16 protein-coding genes are annotated in these 15,918 nt (G+C 67.4%); 6 read left to right on the top strand and 10 right to left on the bottom strand.

All coding sequences use genetic code 11. The features are described 5' to 3' along the window. Positions 1-41: 41 nt before the first annotated feature. From ABD256_RS20240 to ABD256_RS20225, 4 genes are all read right to left on the bottom strand, one after another. Positions 42-1,112, bottom strand: coding sequence for a class I SAM-dependent methyltransferase (locus ABD256_RS20240; RefSeq protein ID WP_344420789.1), 1,071 nt, complete (start codon positions 1,110-1,112; stop codon positions 42-44). Positions 1,113-1,243: 131 nt separating this feature from the next. After that, positions 1,244-2,038, bottom strand: coding sequence for an APH(3'') family aminoglycoside O-phosphotransferase (locus ABD256_RS20235; RefSeq protein WP_344421005.1), 795 nt, complete (start codon positions 2,036-2,038; stop codon positions 1,244-1,246). A gap of 22 nt (positions 2,039-2,060) precedes the next feature. Next, positions 2,061-2,744 carry a class I SAM-dependent methyltransferase gene (locus ABD256_RS20230; RefSeq protein ID WP_344420786.1) on the bottom strand — a complete coding sequence of 228 codons (684 nt, stop codon included), beginning with the start codon at positions 2,742-2,744 and terminating at the stop codon, positions 2,061-2,063. 676 nt (positions 2,745-3,420) lie between these two features. Continuing rightward, a complete protein-coding gene (locus tag ABD256_RS20225) occupies positions 3,421-4,185 on the bottom strand; it encodes a hypothetical protein (protein ID WP_344420783.1) in 765 nt (254 codons plus the stop codon). Positions 4,186-4,347: 162 nt separating this feature from the next. On the opposite strand from ABD256_RS20225, the gene ABD256_RS20220 reads away from it, so the two are divergent. Together ABD256_RS20220 and ABD256_RS20215 are read left to right on the top strand one after the other, a co-directional pair. After that, on the top strand, positions 4,348-5,004 hold the full coding sequence (locus tag ABD256_RS20220; RefSeq protein ID WP_344420780.1) for a peptide deformylase: 657 nt from the start codon (positions 4,348-4,350) through the stop codon (positions 5,002-5,004). Positions 5,005-5,145: 141 nt separating this feature from the next. Next, complete coding sequence (locus tag ABD256_RS20215) at positions 5,146-5,640, top strand: hypothetical protein (RefSeq protein WP_344420775.1); 495 nt, start codon at positions 5,146-5,148, stop codon at positions 5,638-5,640. A gap of 68 nt (positions 5,641-5,708) precedes the next feature. Here ABD256_RS20215 and ABD256_RS20210 read toward each other — a convergent pair whose 3' ends face one another. Then, a complete protein-coding gene (locus ABD256_RS20210) occupies positions 5,709-7,058 on the bottom strand; it encodes a sensor histidine kinase (RefSeq protein WP_344420772.1) in 1,350 nt (449 codons plus the stop codon). Further along, positions 7,055-7,738 carry a response regulator transcription factor gene (locus ABD256_RS20205; protein WP_344420769.1) on the bottom strand — a complete coding sequence of 228 codons (684 nt, stop codon included), beginning with the start codon at positions 7,736-7,738 and terminating at the stop codon, positions 7,055-7,057. The genes ABD256_RS20210 and ABD256_RS20205 overlap by 4 nt, the downstream gene beginning before the upstream one ends. Before the next feature lie 413 nt (positions 7,739-8,151). Here ABD256_RS20205 and cmk point away from each other — a divergent pair, with 413 nt between their 5' ends. Both cmk and ABD256_RS20195 read left to right on the top strand, forming a co-directional pair. After that, positions 8,152-8,820: a (d)CMP kinase gene (gene cmk / locus ABD256_RS20200; RefSeq protein ID WP_344420766.1), complete on the top strand. Its 669-nt coding sequence runs from the start codon at positions 8,152-8,154 to the stop codon at positions 8,818-8,820. Between the two features lie 245 nt (positions 8,821-9,065). Next, positions 9,066-9,518, top strand: coding sequence for an HIT family protein (locus ABD256_RS20195; protein ID WP_344420763.1), 453 nt, complete (start codon positions 9,066-9,068; stop codon positions 9,516-9,518). On the opposite strand, the gene ABD256_RS20190 is transcribed toward ABD256_RS20195, so the two are convergent. The 4 genes from ABD256_RS20190 to ABD256_RS20175 form a co-directional block, all read right to left on the bottom strand. Continuing rightward, positions 9,460-10,119 (bottom strand): class I SAM-dependent DNA methyltransferase, encoded by a 660-nt coding sequence (locus ABD256_RS20190; RefSeq protein ID WP_344420760.1) that lies wholly within the window; start codon positions 10,117-10,119, stop codon positions 9,460-9,462. The two genes, ABD256_RS20195 and ABD256_RS20190, sit on opposite strands and share 59 nt — an antisense overlap. Then, on the bottom strand, positions 10,119-10,886 hold the full coding sequence (locus ABD256_RS20185; RefSeq protein ID WP_344420757.1) for a hypothetical protein: 768 nt from the start codon (positions 10,884-10,886) through the stop codon (positions 10,119-10,121). The genes ABD256_RS20190 and ABD256_RS20185 overlap by 1 nt, the downstream gene beginning before the upstream one ends. Before the next feature lie 66 nt (positions 10,887-10,952). Next, the gene (gene thiL, locus ABD256_RS20180; RefSeq protein WP_344420754.1) at positions 10,953-12,035 is read right to left on the bottom strand and encodes a thiamine-phosphate kinase; all 1,083 of its coding nucleotides are present in this window, start codon (positions 12,033-12,035) and stop codon (positions 10,953-10,955) included. Between the two features lie 29 nt (positions 12,036-12,064). Continuing rightward, a complete protein-coding gene (locus ABD256_RS20175) occupies positions 12,065-12,730 on the bottom strand; it encodes an HIT family protein (RefSeq protein WP_344420751.1) in 666 nt (221 codons plus the stop codon). A 309-nt stretch (positions 12,731-13,039) separates the two neighbouring features. Here ABD256_RS20175 and ABD256_RS20170 point away from each other — a divergent pair, with 309 nt between their 5' ends. Next, on the top strand, positions 13,040-13,924 hold the full coding sequence (locus tag ABD256_RS20170) for an endonuclease/exonuclease/phosphatase family protein (RefSeq protein ID WP_344420748.1): 885 nt from the start codon (positions 13,040-13,042) through the stop codon (positions 13,922-13,924). Positions 13,925-13,966: 42 nt separating this feature from the next. Then, complete coding sequence (locus ABD256_RS20165; protein WP_344420746.1) at positions 13,967-15,904, top strand: glycoside hydrolase; 1,938 nt, start codon at positions 13,967-13,969, stop codon at positions 15,902-15,904. Positions 15,905-15,918 lie beyond the last annotated feature (14 nt).

Here is a 15,918-nt window from a genome sequence, read left to right as displayed (position 1 = left end):
GTTGATTTTGCTGATATTCGCCTGTCAGCGGCGAAACGGCTTCAGGACCCGGTGCGCCTGGCCACCACTCGATACGCGTTCGACCACCCGCGCTTCCGGCCCGCCGCCGCGCTGATCCGATCCACGACCCCGGCGAGGATGAACAGCGGAACGCACAGCGCGAAGGTGGCCTTGCGCAGGATCCGGCGGAACCGGCCGGGCGGGGTGTCCCGCCAGGCGAGATCCTCGCCGCCGATGGTCAGTGCGTTGACCGCCATCACCGACGCGGCCAGCAGGTCGATCGCCGCGTGCGGCTCGGCGCGCTGCTCGGCGACGACGGTGAACCCGCTCGCGACGAGCTCGGCGCGCAGGTTCCCGATCGGCATCAGGTTCAGGTGCTGGGGTTGCAGCCACGGCATCCACCACCGGCCGAGCGCCCTCGCCCACCGGCACTCGGGATCGGGCAGTTCGATGGCGAGGAAACCGCCTTGGCGCAACGCCTTCTTCGCCGCCGCGAGCTCGTGCCGCGGCTCCGTGGTGTGTTCCAGGTAGTGGTACATGCTGACCACGTCGTACCGGCCGCCGAGATCGTCGGCGAGGTCGACGAAGCTGCCCTGGTACCCGGTCCTGATCCAGCCGCGCTCCCGTGCCGCCTCCACGCCGTCGCTCAGATCGAGGCCGTCGAAATGCGTCTCCGGCAGGCTCTCCGCCGCCTCCTTGCAGAAGTGCCCGTGCCCCATCCCGACGTCGAGCCACGTGCCGGGCTCGACGAACCCGCGCACCAGCTCGGCCCGCGAACGGTAGCCGGCCTGGTTGCCTTCGAACATCGCGTTGATGTTCTTCTCGCCGAGCCCGTCGTAGCAATCCCGGTAGTAGAATTCGAGCCCGGCCGGGTTCAGCCTGGGGTTCTGGAACACGTGGCCGCAGCTACGGCATTCGTCGAGCACGAACCGCCCCGGCTTGTGCTGCAGCAGATCGGTCGTGCGCAACCGGACCCGCAACGAGTCCGAACCGCACCACGGGCAGTCCGTGCGCCGTGCTTCGAAGAAGCGTTCGGTGCCCTCGGCAAGATCGGCCGAATAAGACGGGCGGAGCGCCGCGACGGAATCGGCCGGCGCATCATTGTTGGCCATCGAGACGCCCCCTCGTTTCCTGATGTCGATCCGCTTCTCGCCGGTCACGGGGACTTCGGCCGCATTGGCGTCGACGGTGGCGGGAAAGCTATCACAAACCGGCCGGGTGATACAGCGGCGAAAGCGGCGGACTAGCCCCAGGTAAGGGGATCGAGGTGCAGGTAGAACCGTTGCCGTTCGGTGTCCAGCGCGATCCCGTGATGGCGGGCGAAGATCCCGTCGGCGACGAGCGCCTGCTTCTCGTCATCCCAGGTTTCCCTGGCGTTGGCGAGCAGCAGTGCGATATCGGCGTACCGGTCGGCCCTGCCGAGGCGTCCGAGGTCGATGAATCCCGCGAAGTCGAGCGTGCTCGGGTCGAGGATGATGTTGGGCAGGCAGAGGTCGCCGTGGCAGACGACGAGATCGGCCGGCTCCTGCGCGAGCCGGTGCCCGGTTTGCCCGGCCAGCCGCGCGAGCAGCGCGGCAGGCGGCGTCTGCTGCTGCTCGACCGGCAGGAACTCCGGATTGACCGCACCGCGTGCGACGACATCCTCGGCCAGCGCGAACATCCGCGTCAGGTCCCTGGTGAACGGGCAGTCCCCGGCGGGCAGCGCGTGCAGTTCTCGGACGGCCTCGACGATGGACGGCCACGCCCGCTGAAGCTCTTCGGCCGAGACGCTGTCGGCGGGCACCCCGCGGACGGCGCTGGTCACCAGGCACGCCCCGTCGTCCTCGGCGATCCAGCCGAGCACCGCCGGACCGCCGACCACACCGGCATCGAGCCAGTCGACCCGATCCCGTTCCCGCGCCAGGAGATCCCGGTGCCCGTGCGGAACGCACTTGGCGTACTTCGCGCCGTCGGCGCTACGGAAAACCGCCGCGCCGGACTCGCCGTTCGTGACGGGTTCCCAGTCACCGGGACAGGACCGGGCGAGCAGGGCGCGCATGGTGGTGGTCATCGGAGTGCGCTCAGCCGGGGAGGGTGGCGATCTCCCACAACGCCAGCGACTTGTCGGCGTAGGCGCCGCCCTCCTCGGTGCACCCCTCCACCAGCGTCGCCAGCGGCTCGGGGAACCCGAAGGGCTCGCGGCACAGGTTCAGCGCACGCCAGTCCCCCGTCGAGATGTCGGCGTTGGCCGTCTGCCCAGTGAAAGTCGTGGTCAGCAGGTACCGGGAGCCGCTGCGCCGGAGGTTCTCCACGGCGCTGCGGACATCGGCGAAGCTCAGGTGGACCAGGCAGTCCCGGCACAGCACCGCGTCCGCCGACGGCAACGGGTCCGCGGTCAGGTCGAGCACGCGGAACTCCCGCGTCTCGTCCTGCCCGTACCGCTCGATGTTCTGTGTCACCAGCTCACCGACGATGTCGGCACCGATGTACCGCGCCACGCCGAGATCGACCCCGTTCAACCAGCCGAAGTCGCCGCAGGGCAGGTCGAGCAGCGTTCGCACGCCGAAGCGCGCCAGCAGCTCCGGCAGCCGCGCGCGCAGCTCACGGGTCTGCTCCGCATCGGATCCCGGCCCGGAAACCGAAGCCGAACCCCACAGATTGGACTGGTAGATGTGGGTGAAGCGCTCCTGGTTACCCATGCGCTCGAGCGTCTCGGCGCGTTGCCGGAAGTTGCGCTGCGCCAGCGTGATCGGCCGATCGTCCATACCGGCCACTCTACCGTTTCCGCCCGCCCGAAGGCATTCCCTTTGCCCGCACCGGATTTCGAAGTGGCCTGGTCCGGCTGTCCAACGGGCGACCGTGGCTGGCTGGCGGAAGCGGGGAGCCCCGTGTCAGGACTTGGTCCCTGAAGGGCGCCTTCGGGGAATCTGACGCCGCGAACTCACCCCTCACAACGCACGGCACGGTGCCGCCGATGCCCCGAAGGACGCCTTCGCGGCATCAGATTCCCCCAAAGGCCCCTACAGGGCATGCGCCCCGGAACAAGGCAGGCCCCGCTAAGGCCACATCCGCAGCATTCACGCCTCTGAACGCCCCCGCAGGACACCAGCACGGAAACGAGAAGAGACGCAAGCCGCGAAATCCCAGCACATGCCCGCAAGGACACCTTCGAGGAACCTGACGCCGCGAACTCACCCCTCACAACGCACGACACGGTGCCGCCGATGCCCCAAAGGACGCCTTCGCGGCATCAGATTCCCCCAAGGGCCCCTTCGGGGCATGAGCGTGAGAGCAGGACATGAGCGCGGGGCGGCGCAGATGCGCGGGAACGGAGAAAGCTCGCGAGGGGCACGTCCGCGGCTTTGACCTCCGCGAAGGCGACCTTCGGGGAATTGCGCACCGGCCTCCGCGCGGCACGCGGCACCATGACGGCGTACGCCGCTAACAGGCGGCAGCACCGAGCACGACGGACTCCGTGTGCCGGTCCGATCCGTCGGCGCGGTAAGTGACGACGTCGATGCGCCAGCCCGCCGCGCGCCGGAGGTAGCCGGGCTCCAGGTCGGGGGTCTTGATCAGGTCCTCCGGTGCCAGCACGCGGCGCACCGTGAGGTCGCCGAGGTGCGGGTTGGCGGGGTCCGCTTCGCCGTTCGGTGGCGGGAAGTCCAGCCTGGCGGCGGTGGCCGTGCCCGCACCCCGCGGAACGTCCACATCGGACAGTTCGCCACCCTGCTGCCGGAGGCGCAGCTTGCCGAGTTCGGTATCCGACCCGCCAGCGGAACCGGTGCAGTTCGAGGTGCTGCGCACGCCGTCGAAGGCGGCGTAGGTTCCCTTGCCGGGAACGTCCAGCCGGTAGTCGGTGCCGACCTCCGCGGTGACCTCGTCCGATCCCGCCGCCGTGGTGGCGACGCCGCGGAACGCCCGGTGCGCCGGGTTCACCGCCAGCTTCCACGCCTTGGCCGTGTCCTGGTGCGGGTACTGCACAGCGACCTCCGGCGCGTACCCGGGATCGTCCAGCCCGCTCGCCCCCGGCGGCCCCGGCGACGCGTAGTACGTGGCGTAGGCGGCACTGGGCACGGGCGGCTCCGGATCGGGCAGCGCGTACGCGTAGCCGACGGCGAGCGCGGCGCCGGCCGGCTGAGCGGCGGCGTCCGCCGGGGCGACGATCAGCGTGCCGAGAACGGTTCCGGCGATCAGTGCACTCCGCATGCCTGCGCAACGTAGTGTCGCGACGAGCGGCACTCGAAGGAGTGAGACGGACCTCACCGTTCGCGGAAAAGATCGACCGGGGGTGCCCACTTCACCTGGTCCAGGTACGTGGAGCGTCGAACCGTAGACTCCGGCCGGCGGCATCGACGGGGAGGTACCGGAGTGACCACGACCGCATTGACCGATCTCGTCGACGCACTACTGGCGGGCGCGGCACCCGCCCCGATCGTCTCCGCCGGCGACCCGGTGCTCAGGCAGCAGACGCAACCGTACGAGGGGCAGCTCAGCGGCGCGCGGTTCACCGGCCTCATCGAGCTGATGCGCACCACGATGCGCGAAGCGCCGGGGGTCGGCCTTGCCGCACCGCAGATCGGGGTGCCGCTCCGGGTCGCGGTCGTCGAGGATCCCGCGACACTGCGGCCGGGTACGTCGGCCGAATCGCTCCGGGTTCGCCGACGGGTGCCACAACCGTTCCGGGTACTGGTCAACCCGCATTACACCGCAACGGATCCGGGCGCGGCCTCCTTCTTCGAAGGCTGCTTGAGCGTGCCGGGCTGGCAGGCCGTGACGGCGCGGTACGAACGAGTCCACCTCCTCGGCCAGGACGAGCACGGGCGTGAACTCGACGAGGAGGTCGAGGGCTGGCCAGCCCGCATCGTCCAGCACGAGACCGATCACCTCGACGGCGTGCTCTACCTCGATCGCGCGGAAATCCGGTCGCTGTCCACCACCGCGCACGTGCTCGACCGCTGGGCGGACCCGGTACCGGAGAACGCGGCGCGGGCACTCGGCTTCCCGCTGCCCGGAACCGTCCACTAAGGACAATCACAGCAGAATGTGACGCCGCTCACAATATTGCCAGGAGAGAACCTCCGCTCCGTTCCCGGCGACTAGCCGGATGAGCCCCGCAGCACGGGGATGGCAGGTGTCCCGAGTGGACGCCCGAGGAGGGAGTACGACATGACCACGAGCCGCAGCCGCCGCACCATCACGGCCCTTGCCGTCGCGGGTGCCGCGGCCGTCGCCGCCGGAACGGTCGGGATCACCGTCGCCGTTGCGGATTCCGACGCCACCAGTGCCGGGAGCGGCCAAGTGCACCAGCAGAGCCAGGACGCCGCAGCGGTCAGCCACGCCGCCGCGGGGAACGACCAAGCCGGGCAGAACCAGCCGCCGAAGGGCGCTCGCGCGACCGTCGAGGTCACGCCGAACCCGACCGCCAAGCGCGGGCAGGAGGTGACCATCACCGGTAGCTGCGGGGGTGGCACCGGGCTCAAGACCGTCGTCGGCGGTCTGCTCGCGAACCCGTCCCTGGTCGATGTGCAGATCGTCGACCCCGGCCCGGACCACTACGTCGCCAAGGCGAAGCTCGCGGAGAACATCGGCAACGGGGTGGGCCCGGTCCTCGTCGACTGCGGCGGCGAGGCCGGTGTGACCCTGCTGGTTACGCACGTCTGATCCACTCGCGTGTGGACGGTCACGCCGGTTCGGAATAATCGACGTGACCGTCCACACGCGACTGTCGTTCAGCCGGAATCCGCCGACAGCGCGGGAAAGCGGATGACGACGCTCGTTCCACCGTCTTCGGGCGAAGTGACCTCGACACCGGCTCCGTGCGCCTTGGCCACCTGGGCGACGATCGCCAGCCCCAGACCCGATCCGGGCAGGGTTCGCGCGGCCGGGGCGCGGTAGAACCGGTCGAAGACCATCGGGAGGTCGTCGGGAGCGATTCCGGGACCTTGGTCGGTCACGGTGAGGATCCGGTCGCGGAGGCGAACGGCCACGGTGCCGCCGTCGGGGCTGAACTTGGCGGCGTTGTCGAGGAGGTTGGCGATCGCGCGGGCCAGCCGGTCGGGGACGCCGTCGACCACGGTGGGCTCCAGCTCGGTGGTGAACGCGATGCCTGGCCAGTGCCGGTCGGCGCGATCGCGGCAGTGGCCGACGATGTCGTCGAGCCGGACCTCTTCGGCGGCGTCGCCGGGTTCGTCGCCCCGCGCCAGTTCGATCAGGTCGTTCACGAGCTGGGTCAGCTCGGCGAACTGCTCGTGGACGCGATCGAGGACGCGCCGTTGCCGGTCCGGTTCGAGGGGGCCGGCGAGGGTGAGCAGGTCGATGTCCGAGCGCAGGGACGTGATCGGGGTCCGCAGCTCGTGGGACGCGTCGGCCACCAGGCGCCGCTGGGCGGTGACCGAGTCCTCCAGCGCGGCGAGCATGGTGTTGAAGTTCCGCGCGAGCTGGGCCAGCTCGTCCTCGCCGCGCACCGCGATCCGGTGGCCGGGATCGCGGGTGGCGGTGACGCGCTTGGTCGCCGCGACGATGGCGGCGACCGGCCGGAGGCTGGTGCGGGCGATGAGGTAGCCCAGCGCGCAGGCGAGCAGCACCCCACCCGCACCGGCCGCGACGAGGATCTTCCGGATGCGCCGCAGGCTTTGCTCCACACCGTCCGAGCGCACGGCGACCTGCAGCGCCCGGTGACCGGGCAGCGGTGTTGTCAGCAGGCGCAGCGGGTGCCCGGCGACGACGACATCGGCCCGGAACGCGTCCGCGGTGCCCGCGGCGACCGATCGGGCACCGGCGTCGACCGGCAGGCCAGGTACGTCTTCCTGGCCGGGGCCCTGCTGGTCCGGCGTGATCACCTGGCTGCAGGCGGGGGTGGCGATCCATTCGCAGTCACCCGTGCCGGTCGCGTCCCACCGGCCCGCCTTGACCAGCAGCTGGATCCGGTTCGATTCGCGCGACAGCCCGATGTCGAGTTGCTGGCGCAGCTCGCGGTCGAAGAAGAAGTACGCCGCGACGGCCATCGACGCGGCCACCAGCGCCACGCACGCGGCCGACAGCACCGCGATGCGGGTCCTGAGCTGCCACGGACCGCTCACGGCAGCCTCAGCTGGTAGCCGATCCCGCGGACCGTGTGCACGAGCCGCGGTTCGCCGCCCGCTTCGAGCTTGCGCCGCAGGTACCTGACGTAGACCTCGACCGAGTTGCCGGCGGGGCCGAAGTCGTAGCCCCACACCCGGTCGATGATCACGTCCCTGGTGAGGACCTGGCCCGCGTTGCGGGTCAGCAGCTCCAGCAGCGCGAACTCGGTCTCGGTGAACTGGATGACCCTGGTCCCGCGCCTGCCCTGGCGCGATGCCTCGTCCAAGGTCAGGTCCTCGAAACCGAGGACGGCCGTCCCGGTGCCGCCGACGCGGCGCAGCAACGCCCGCACCCTCGCCAGCAGCTCACCGAGGTCGTACGGCTTCACGACGTAGTCGTCGGCACCGGCGTCCAGCCCGTCGATCCGGTCCTGCGACGCCGAGCGCGCGGTGAGCACCAGTATCGGCGTGCGGTCCCCCGCCGCGCGCAGCGCGCGGCACACCGCGAGCCCGTCGAGCCCCGGCATGACCACGTCGAGCACGATCAGATCCAGGCGGGCGCCGGCGACCTCGTGCAGCGCCGACTCCCCGTCCGGCGCGGTGCGCACCCGGTAGGACTGCAGCTCCAGTGCGTCGGCGAGGGCGGCGCGCACGGCGGGCTCATCGTCGACGACCAGTACCGAAACTCGTTCGTTCATCTCCGCCGACAGTAGCCGACGTCCCCGCTACCGGCGTCTTAAGAAACCTCTCATCGGGAATGTCCACTGTGGCACTAGTTCGCATCAAGATCTGATTCCAGCATCACGCGTAGCAGTCCGAGCCCTGAAGCTCCCGCGATCACGCCATGCTCGATCCCCTCGGCTACTCAGCGGCTCCGAAGCAATCGTTACCCACTCTCAGGGCCTGCCTCAGGCAGCATCGGCACGATCAGAATGATCTTCGCGACTGGTGTACACCCGATACAGCGACACCATATACCGTGCGTCACATTTGCGTACCCTTCGAACACGTCCAGTGAGCTTCGTGTACGGTAGCCGAATTCTAGGAACGTCCGAAGAGTAGCGAGATCAGCTTTCTCATCGATCTTGTCACCCGAATACTCGGAGCAGGAATGCCATCAGACAATGTCAAGTCTTCAGTAGTCTCCGTCGATGGACCGGCAGCGGCGGGTAAGACGACGACAAGTCTCGCGGTGGCGGAGATCTTTGACATGAAGTACCTCGAAAGTGGACGGGCGTATCGCGTGCTCGCCTATGAAGCGTTGCGCAGCGGAGTCGATCCCACTGACCCAAAGAAGATGGTCGCGCTCTGCTCGAAAATCAGCCGTGGTGATCGCGTGTCCGAACTACTCGGCCTGAATCGCTACACCGCTGGCGAGCTGCGCTCACTCGCGGTCGGCAGGACAGTGAGCAAGGTCGCAGGAATAGCGGAACTCCGCCGCAGAGTTACCAACTCCGTGCACATCTGGGCAGCCGGTAACCGGCGCAGCATTGTCGAGGGGCGGGACATCGGAACGGTTGTCTTCCCCACCGCGGTGCCGAAGTTCTACCTCACGGCGAGCGCCGAGACGCGTGCGCGACGACGTCTGGCACAGGAGGGTTCGGGATCTCTCAAGGAAGTTTTTGAAGACGTCGTCCGACGGGATCGTGCCGACACGACGAGGTCGGCTTCACCACTCGTGCCAGCATCGGATGCGATAATCATTGACACGACTGAATTGTCGATCGAGCAAGTTGTGGACCGGATGGCCGAAGCGTGCGGCGCGTCCGGCCTAGCGTGACTATCGAAGACTCGCGCCTGGCGGTGAGGGGAAGGCGCAGGTCGAGGTGTTGACGACCGTACAAGGACATCTCTTGTCGATCACACGAGAGAGTTCACTAGGTTTCGGGTCGGCCCTCCGGGCGCTAAGTTGGCCGTCGAGCACCGGGCGACCCGGTAGCAGCGAGCTGAGGTGAGTTTCGACATCGGCCGACCCGTCTTGCCAGCCGTAACGACCCAGTAACCAGACGTTAGCCGAGGTGTTTGATGAACCAGACGGTCACCATCGACCAGCCCAAGTCCCATCCCGGCCGACAGGTAGGCTGCTTGTTCTGCGAGTTCGAAGATGATGCATTGAACAGCGTTGTCGACCAGACTGAAAACTTCTACGCACGGCGCGACAACTATCCGGCTGCCGAAGGGCACGTCGAAATCGTGCCCAAGCGTCACGTCGTCTCCTTCTTTGACCTGTCCTCCGACGACATGGCAGAGCTCTACGGACTGATGAGTAAGGTCAAAGTGGGCTTGCAGAACCAGTACCATCCACAGGGATACACGATCGGGGTCAACGACGGCCGGGCGGCGGGACGCACAGTCGATCACCTGCACATCCACCTGATTCCTCGTCACGAGGGTGACGTACAGGACCCGCGTGGCGGAATCAGGCAAATCCTCCCGAACTGTCATCCGGACGAGTGGAACCGAGACGACCAGGCTTGATTCCCTCGGCGATGAACCACGTGTCGCGGCCGCTCGGGATCGTCGTGACACCGACAAAGCCGACAGCCCGCATCAGGCCAGCGAACTCGTCGGCATCCACATAGCTGAACCAGCGCTCGTCCGGGAGCTTGCTGCCGGTAGCCCAGCCCTCGCCATGGCCGACCTTCATACTGATCGCGACAGCACCACTGGGCTGTAACGTTCGGAACACCTCCGCGAGTGCCCGCGGATGCCCCGCGCTGGCGAGGTGCACCAGGCTCGCGCAGACCCACGCGCCGGCGAACCGGTCGTCTCGGAAGGGCAGATTGGTCAGCTCGGCTTGAACGACGGCAACTTCCGGCGATCTTGCGCCGGTAATCCGCAGCATCTGTTCACTGAAGTCGACCGCGACCACCGACAACCCCCGGCGGCTGAACCAGTCCGCGTCACGGCCCACTCCGCTACCAAGGTCGAGCACAGGCCCCCCACCCGGCATGCGCTGGACGAACCGGGCCAACTCGGCGTCCAAGCCGGGGAAGAGGCCGACTTCTCCTGTGGTTGCGACATAATCGGCAGCACGCCGATCGTAGAGTTCGCGCATTCTGGTCGCGACCGGATCCATCAGGTGCACTCGAAGTCGTCGCTGGCGATGTCGAGCCCGAGTTTTGTCATCTCTTCAATCAGCGCCGGCTGGTTCAGGGTCTGGTAACCGCGGCTTGCGTCGACGCTGAGGCAACCGGCGAACTTGTTCCGACCGTTCCTGATCGGCACCGCGAACAGGGCGGTGCGGTGCTTGACCCGGTTGAAGTCCTGCCAGGTCAGGTTCATCACCGACTCGGCCCCGCGGTCCACCATATGCTGGATGAAATCTCTTTCCGTGATCAGTTTACCGGCAATCTCGGTCGCGTCGAACGTGTACTCATGATCCTTTTCCCAGCACAACCCCACCGCACCAACTCCTTTCCTCGGCGAGAATGATCGGTTCGCCGGAGCTGCTGCCATCCGGTAAGTCGAAAGCCGTCGGAGTTTGCCAGAAACCGGATGACACAGACTCCTCCTACGCTGCCACACGTGCAGCGCGAGGTCCCCAGTTTCCAGCGGCGGGTCGATCTTGTTCCCGATCTCCAGTATCCGGCCGAAAGTAACGAGGATCCGACGGCGCATGATGACGTTGCGCTTGGACAACGACCGTGCGCGCCAGCTCTCGAACGGCGTAAGCGCACCGAAAACCGCGACCACAACCAGCAGTGCGAGCAGGAGGTATGACCTGTTCTGGAGGACGCTGGACCAGAACCGTGCGGACGGTACGTGGTAGGAGTGTCCAGCTAGGCACAGAGTGGCGAGCAATACTACAGACCGGTCGATCGCCCTCGCTGTGCCGCGTTTCATGTTCGTACGGTAGCCGAACAGCGTCGGCCAGGGAATTCTTCCCAGCCGAACCGACTGCAAGATCCGTCAGCGCTGGGCCTGTTCCGGCGCGTGCCGCCAAGCCTTTCCCGGTAGCGGACTTCGCTGCCCGCTCAGGTGTTCCAGCAGCACGCCCGGCTCTTTTGTCACTACGCCGATGGCGTGAAATCCCAGGCCGGCACTGTCAAATTCGGCTCGAACGGCATCCTGCCTTTCTGGGGCCATGGTGAACACGAGCTCGAAGTCGACCGAGTCGCCCATCACCACCGGCAGCACACTCTTTCCCACGAACTCGCAGACGGCCGTCACCTCGGCGGGGACCTGCAGCTCCTGCTCGAAGACCGTGATGCCCGTGCCGCTCGCTACGGCGATGCCTTCGAGGGTAGCCTTCAGTCCATCCGAGGTGTCCTGACAGCTTGTGACAACTCCGCTCTTACCGAGCGCCATCCCCTCAGCAGTCCTAGCGCGCGGTCTGGCCCAAGAGGCGAGCAAGCTACCCCGGTACCTGGCCTCAATCTCCTCGCTGACCCGACCGGCCCGGAAGTATTCGGTCGCGGCGCCGGCGATCCCGGTAGGCGCGGTAAGACAGACGAGATCGCCCGGCCGAGCACCGCGGCGCAGCACCGAGCGGCCCGGAGGGCAGACGCCCATCGCCGTGGCGGACAGGATCAGACGTTCGGCCCCGCCGATGTCACCGCCGACGTTCGGCGCGCCGTGGTCCGCACACGCGTCGCGGATGCCGAGCATGACCTGCTCGAACACTGCGTCGGTCATGTCCAGCGGGTACCGGACGACGGTCAGTACGCCGATCGGCCGAGCCCCCATGGCCGCGACATCGCTGACGTTGGCAGCCACCAGGTAGTATCCGAGATCGTACTCGGTGAGCAGGCCGCGCTCGTACAACCGGAACTTCGGTCCGCGTACGTAGTCGGAGCCGACGACGAGTTCCTGCTCGCCCGAGAAACTGAAGACGGCGCAATCATCCTGTGCGTCCGCGCCCTCAGCTAGTACAGCCCGCGAACCGTTCGACAGCAATCGTTCGGGGTAGTCCTTCGACTGGCCGGCGAACACGGTTTCGATCGTGTTCGCTAATCTGGCCGGTTCGTCGGAGTGAGCATCGGTAACGGGCATCGGTTCGGATCCTCTCGAATTCCGGCCAGTCAGGCGAGTTCCCAGTCGGCAGTCATGCGCATAGTCAACCGAAGTGCATCCTTTCTGATAACCACCGCGTAGTCCCATTCCGGGTCTTCGATGGCCAGCGCTCGGCCGGCAACCGAACGCAGGTACTGCCGCTGGTGCCCGGCTGGTGGAAGGTAAATACGGCTGCGACCTGCGTAACGCCGGAAGTAGTATGGCATTCTCGTCCACGGCGCCCTGCCTAGATCCGCAATGCCGTCGATGTCTTGATACATCAGCCCTTCCTGTTCAAGAACAACGTCGACATCGGCGCCATGCACTGGCAGCAGGTGCCAATGCGCATGTGTTATGCAGGCCTTTTGGTCAGAACCGTCGGCCGACCCGTGTTCCAGTATCAACGGCGTCGTAAACGTGTTCGCGTAAAGCGCGATCGTCTGAGCTAACACATCCTCCAATTCAGCAAGGTTGTTCTCGATGACCCTGGCAAAAGAAAGGTAATGATCTTTCGGCAGCAGCAGAATATGACCCGCGACAAGCGGGGACATGTCCGCAAGCAGTTCGAAGCGCTCCGTGGCTGCGATCCGGCGGCTTGGTGGTTCACCATCGTAGACTCGAGCGAACGAGGTGTCGCTCGATCCGGATATCTCCTGACAGAAGTCGGCGCCCTCGCACTGAACGGAGTAGATCATTTCTCTCCCCACCTCATCTATACTCCTCCCGTTCCGAGCGTACGCACTCATGCCGGTCCGGTAACCACCGTTCGGGTGGGGGTGGGTTCTGTCATGTTTTCGAGAACAAGGCAAAAGTTAACAGGACACTCGTCATGTTAACTTCGTCCGATACCTGTGCATTTGAATTGATCGTCAACTCGGCCGGAAGACTGGATGGTGCTGACGGTGCCGCACCTGCGCGGCACAGGTGCCGACGTCAGTCGTTCGGTCGTGTGCGGTTCTTGGCGTCTTAAGAAACCTCTCATCGGGAATGTCCACTGCGGCCCCATGCATCGCGAACTCAAGCGCGGCGATCTTCTCGTCACCGCTGTTGCCGTCCTCCTCGCCGGGGCGCTCGCGGGACACGGGCTGCTCCCCGAGGGAAGCGGGATCTCCCAGCTCGTCGAGAGTTTCCTGCCGTGGCTGGCGGTCCCCGTAGTGCTGCTCGCCGTCGTCGCGGGCCTGCTGCGGTCCCGAATCGGCCTGTGCGCCGCGCTGCTTCCGGCACTGGTGTGCGCCGTGCTGGTGGTGCCGGATCTCGTGGTGCTGCCGGAAGGCGGGACCGGGGAGCTGCGCGTCGCCACGCAGAACCTCGGCGCCGGGGGCAACGCGGCCGAACTGACCGGCAACGATCTGGTGTCCCTCCAGGAGGTCACCGATCGCAACCGGACGGCCGTCGCGCGAACCCTGCGGCCGAAGCTCCGGTACCACGTCGATGTCGGCACCGTCGGCCTCTGGAGCCGGTATCCGGTCTCCGCTCCGGACCGGCTCGATCTCGGCCAGGGCTGGCCGAGGGCGCTCCGTGCGACCGTTCACCTGCCGGACGGGCCAGCCACGGTGTACGCGGCCCACCTGGCGTCCGTCCGCTTCGGTGACGTGGAACGCCGGAACCGCACGCTGACCGAACTGACCGAGCTGATCACGTCGGACCGCTCCCCGCGCCTGATCCTGCTCGGCGATCTCAACACCGCGAGCACGGACCGCGCACTGCGGCCGATGCTGGACTCGGTGCGCGAGGCCCGTTCCGGGCCCGGTTTCACCTGGCCGTCGGCGTTTCCGCTGACCAGGCCCGATCACATCCTCATCCGCGGTTTCCGCACCGCCGCGGCGTCCGTGCGCGCCACGACCGGCAGCGACCACCTCGCCGCCATCGCGGCGCTCGGTGCCCCGTAGCGCTTCATTTTTCTCTCATCTTCGATCGCGAAGGTCTCGGACATGAAGGCAAGACTGAGAAAGGCACTGGCACCGGTCGCCGCGCTGACCCTGGTCACGACAGGCAGCGCGTACGGCGCGGGCCAGGACACGCACGTGGTGACCGTCCCCATCGCGGGCGGTCAGGCCACAGTGGACACTCGGACGCTCGGGGTGACGGGGCGCACCGGCGACGGCAGGCTCATGACGCTGTCGGATCCGGCGAAGGAACCCCTCGGCACGCCCGGCGAAGTCACGACGCGAGGCAGCGTCACGAGCTGGTCCTATCCGGACCGCGGCATCGAGGTCGAGGTTTCGGCCAAGGACGGGCGGCTCGTGGTGAACCTGCGCGGCACCACCGGCACCGCGCTGACCTGGCCGGTGACCGGAGCCGATCCCGCGACGACCGCGATGCAGGTCCCCCGTGGCGAGGGCCTGAACATCCCGGTCGGCGACCCGTTCTGGAACTCGCCCGACGGCGGGCTCACCGACGCCGACGGCACCGATCTCAAGGACCTGACCATGCCGTTCTGGGGCACCAGCACGGAATCCGGTGGCGCGAGCTACCTCGTGCCGACGGATCTGGGCACCACGCTCAGGTTCGTCTCGGCCGGCCGGCGGCTGAGCGCGGTGGCCAGGCACGAGTTCACGGCGGCCAGGGACACCGGCACCTATACGGTGCTGCTGTCCCTGACCACCGGCGCGCCCACCGCGGCGGCGCAGGACTACCGCAGGCTGCTCGGGGAGCAGGGCACCCTTTCCAGCCTGGCGCGGAAGATCCGGGACAACCCCGAGGTCGGCAAGCTCAACGGCGCTTTCCACGCCTACCTCTGGGGTGACGGCCGGAGCGCGCGGGCGATCGAAAAGCTCCGCGCGCTCGGGATTTCCCGGATGTGGTTCGGGTACGACGCCGACGGCAAGCCGCTCGACCGCGACGCGACCAGTGCCGCGATCGGCGCCGGGTACCTCGTCGGCCCCTACGACAGCTGGGACAACGCGCAGCCGCCCGACCAGGCGGACACCCCCGTCGCGAACTGGCCTGCCCCGGTGTGGCCGGACGCCTGTGTGCACGACGAGCACGGGAAACCGGTGACCGGGTTCAAGGGCCGCGGGTGCTACGTCAGCTCGGAGGCGCTCGCCCGCGCCGAACCGACCCGGCACTACCTGGAAAAGCGGGTCGACGCCATGACCGCCACCGGGCCCAACAGCTACTTCCTCGACGTCGACGCGACCGGGGAACTCTTCGACGACTACACCGCGGCGCATCCCATGACACAGGCGACGGACCGGGAGAACCGCTTGCGCCGGATGGCCGCGCTGTCCGGCGGGCGCAAGCTCGTACTCGGCTCCGAAACCGCGGGCGGCTGGGCGAACGAGGTCATCAGCTACAGCCACGGGTCGAGCACGCCGGTGGCTCCCGGGCTGTGGGCCGCCGAACGGGACGCGAAGTCCTGGGGCGGCTACTGGCCGTCCGAGCGGCCCGGTTTCTTCTTCACCCCGGCCGAACTGCCCGCGAACGTGGCCAAGGCGATGTTCGACCCCGCCTACCGGGTGCCGCTCTACCAGACCGCGCTCCACGACGCGGTCGTCAGCACCGATCGATGGGAACTGCCCCTGCACAAGCTGCCGCGGCAGGAGAACACCCGGATCCTCCTCGCGATGCTCTACAACACCCCGCTCAACTTCGCGCTCGACGGAAAGGCCATCACCGAGCACGGCGCCCGGATCGCGCGGTTGCAGGAGTTCTTCGCCGTGCTCCAGCAGAACGCGGGCACCCGGCCGATGACCGGGTTCCGGTGGCTCACCGGTGATCACCTCGTCCAGGAAACGCGGTTCGGCGCCCTCACGGTCACCGCGAACTTCGGTTCCGCCCCGCACGACGGGCTGCCCGGTGGCTGCGTGCAAGCCAGCACGGCGGGACAGGACGGCACGCATCTCCTGTGCCCCAACGATCTCCGTTGACCCTCGTGGGCGTT

The organism is Amycolatopsis minnesotensis (assembly GCF_039529815.1).
GTDB classification, from domain to species: Bacteria; Actinomycetota; Actinomycetes; order Mycobacteriales; family Pseudonocardiaceae; genus Amycolatopsis; species Amycolatopsis minnesotensis.
Note: the sequence above shows the minus strand (reverse complement) of the source record. Positions and strands in the feature narration are given on the sequence as shown.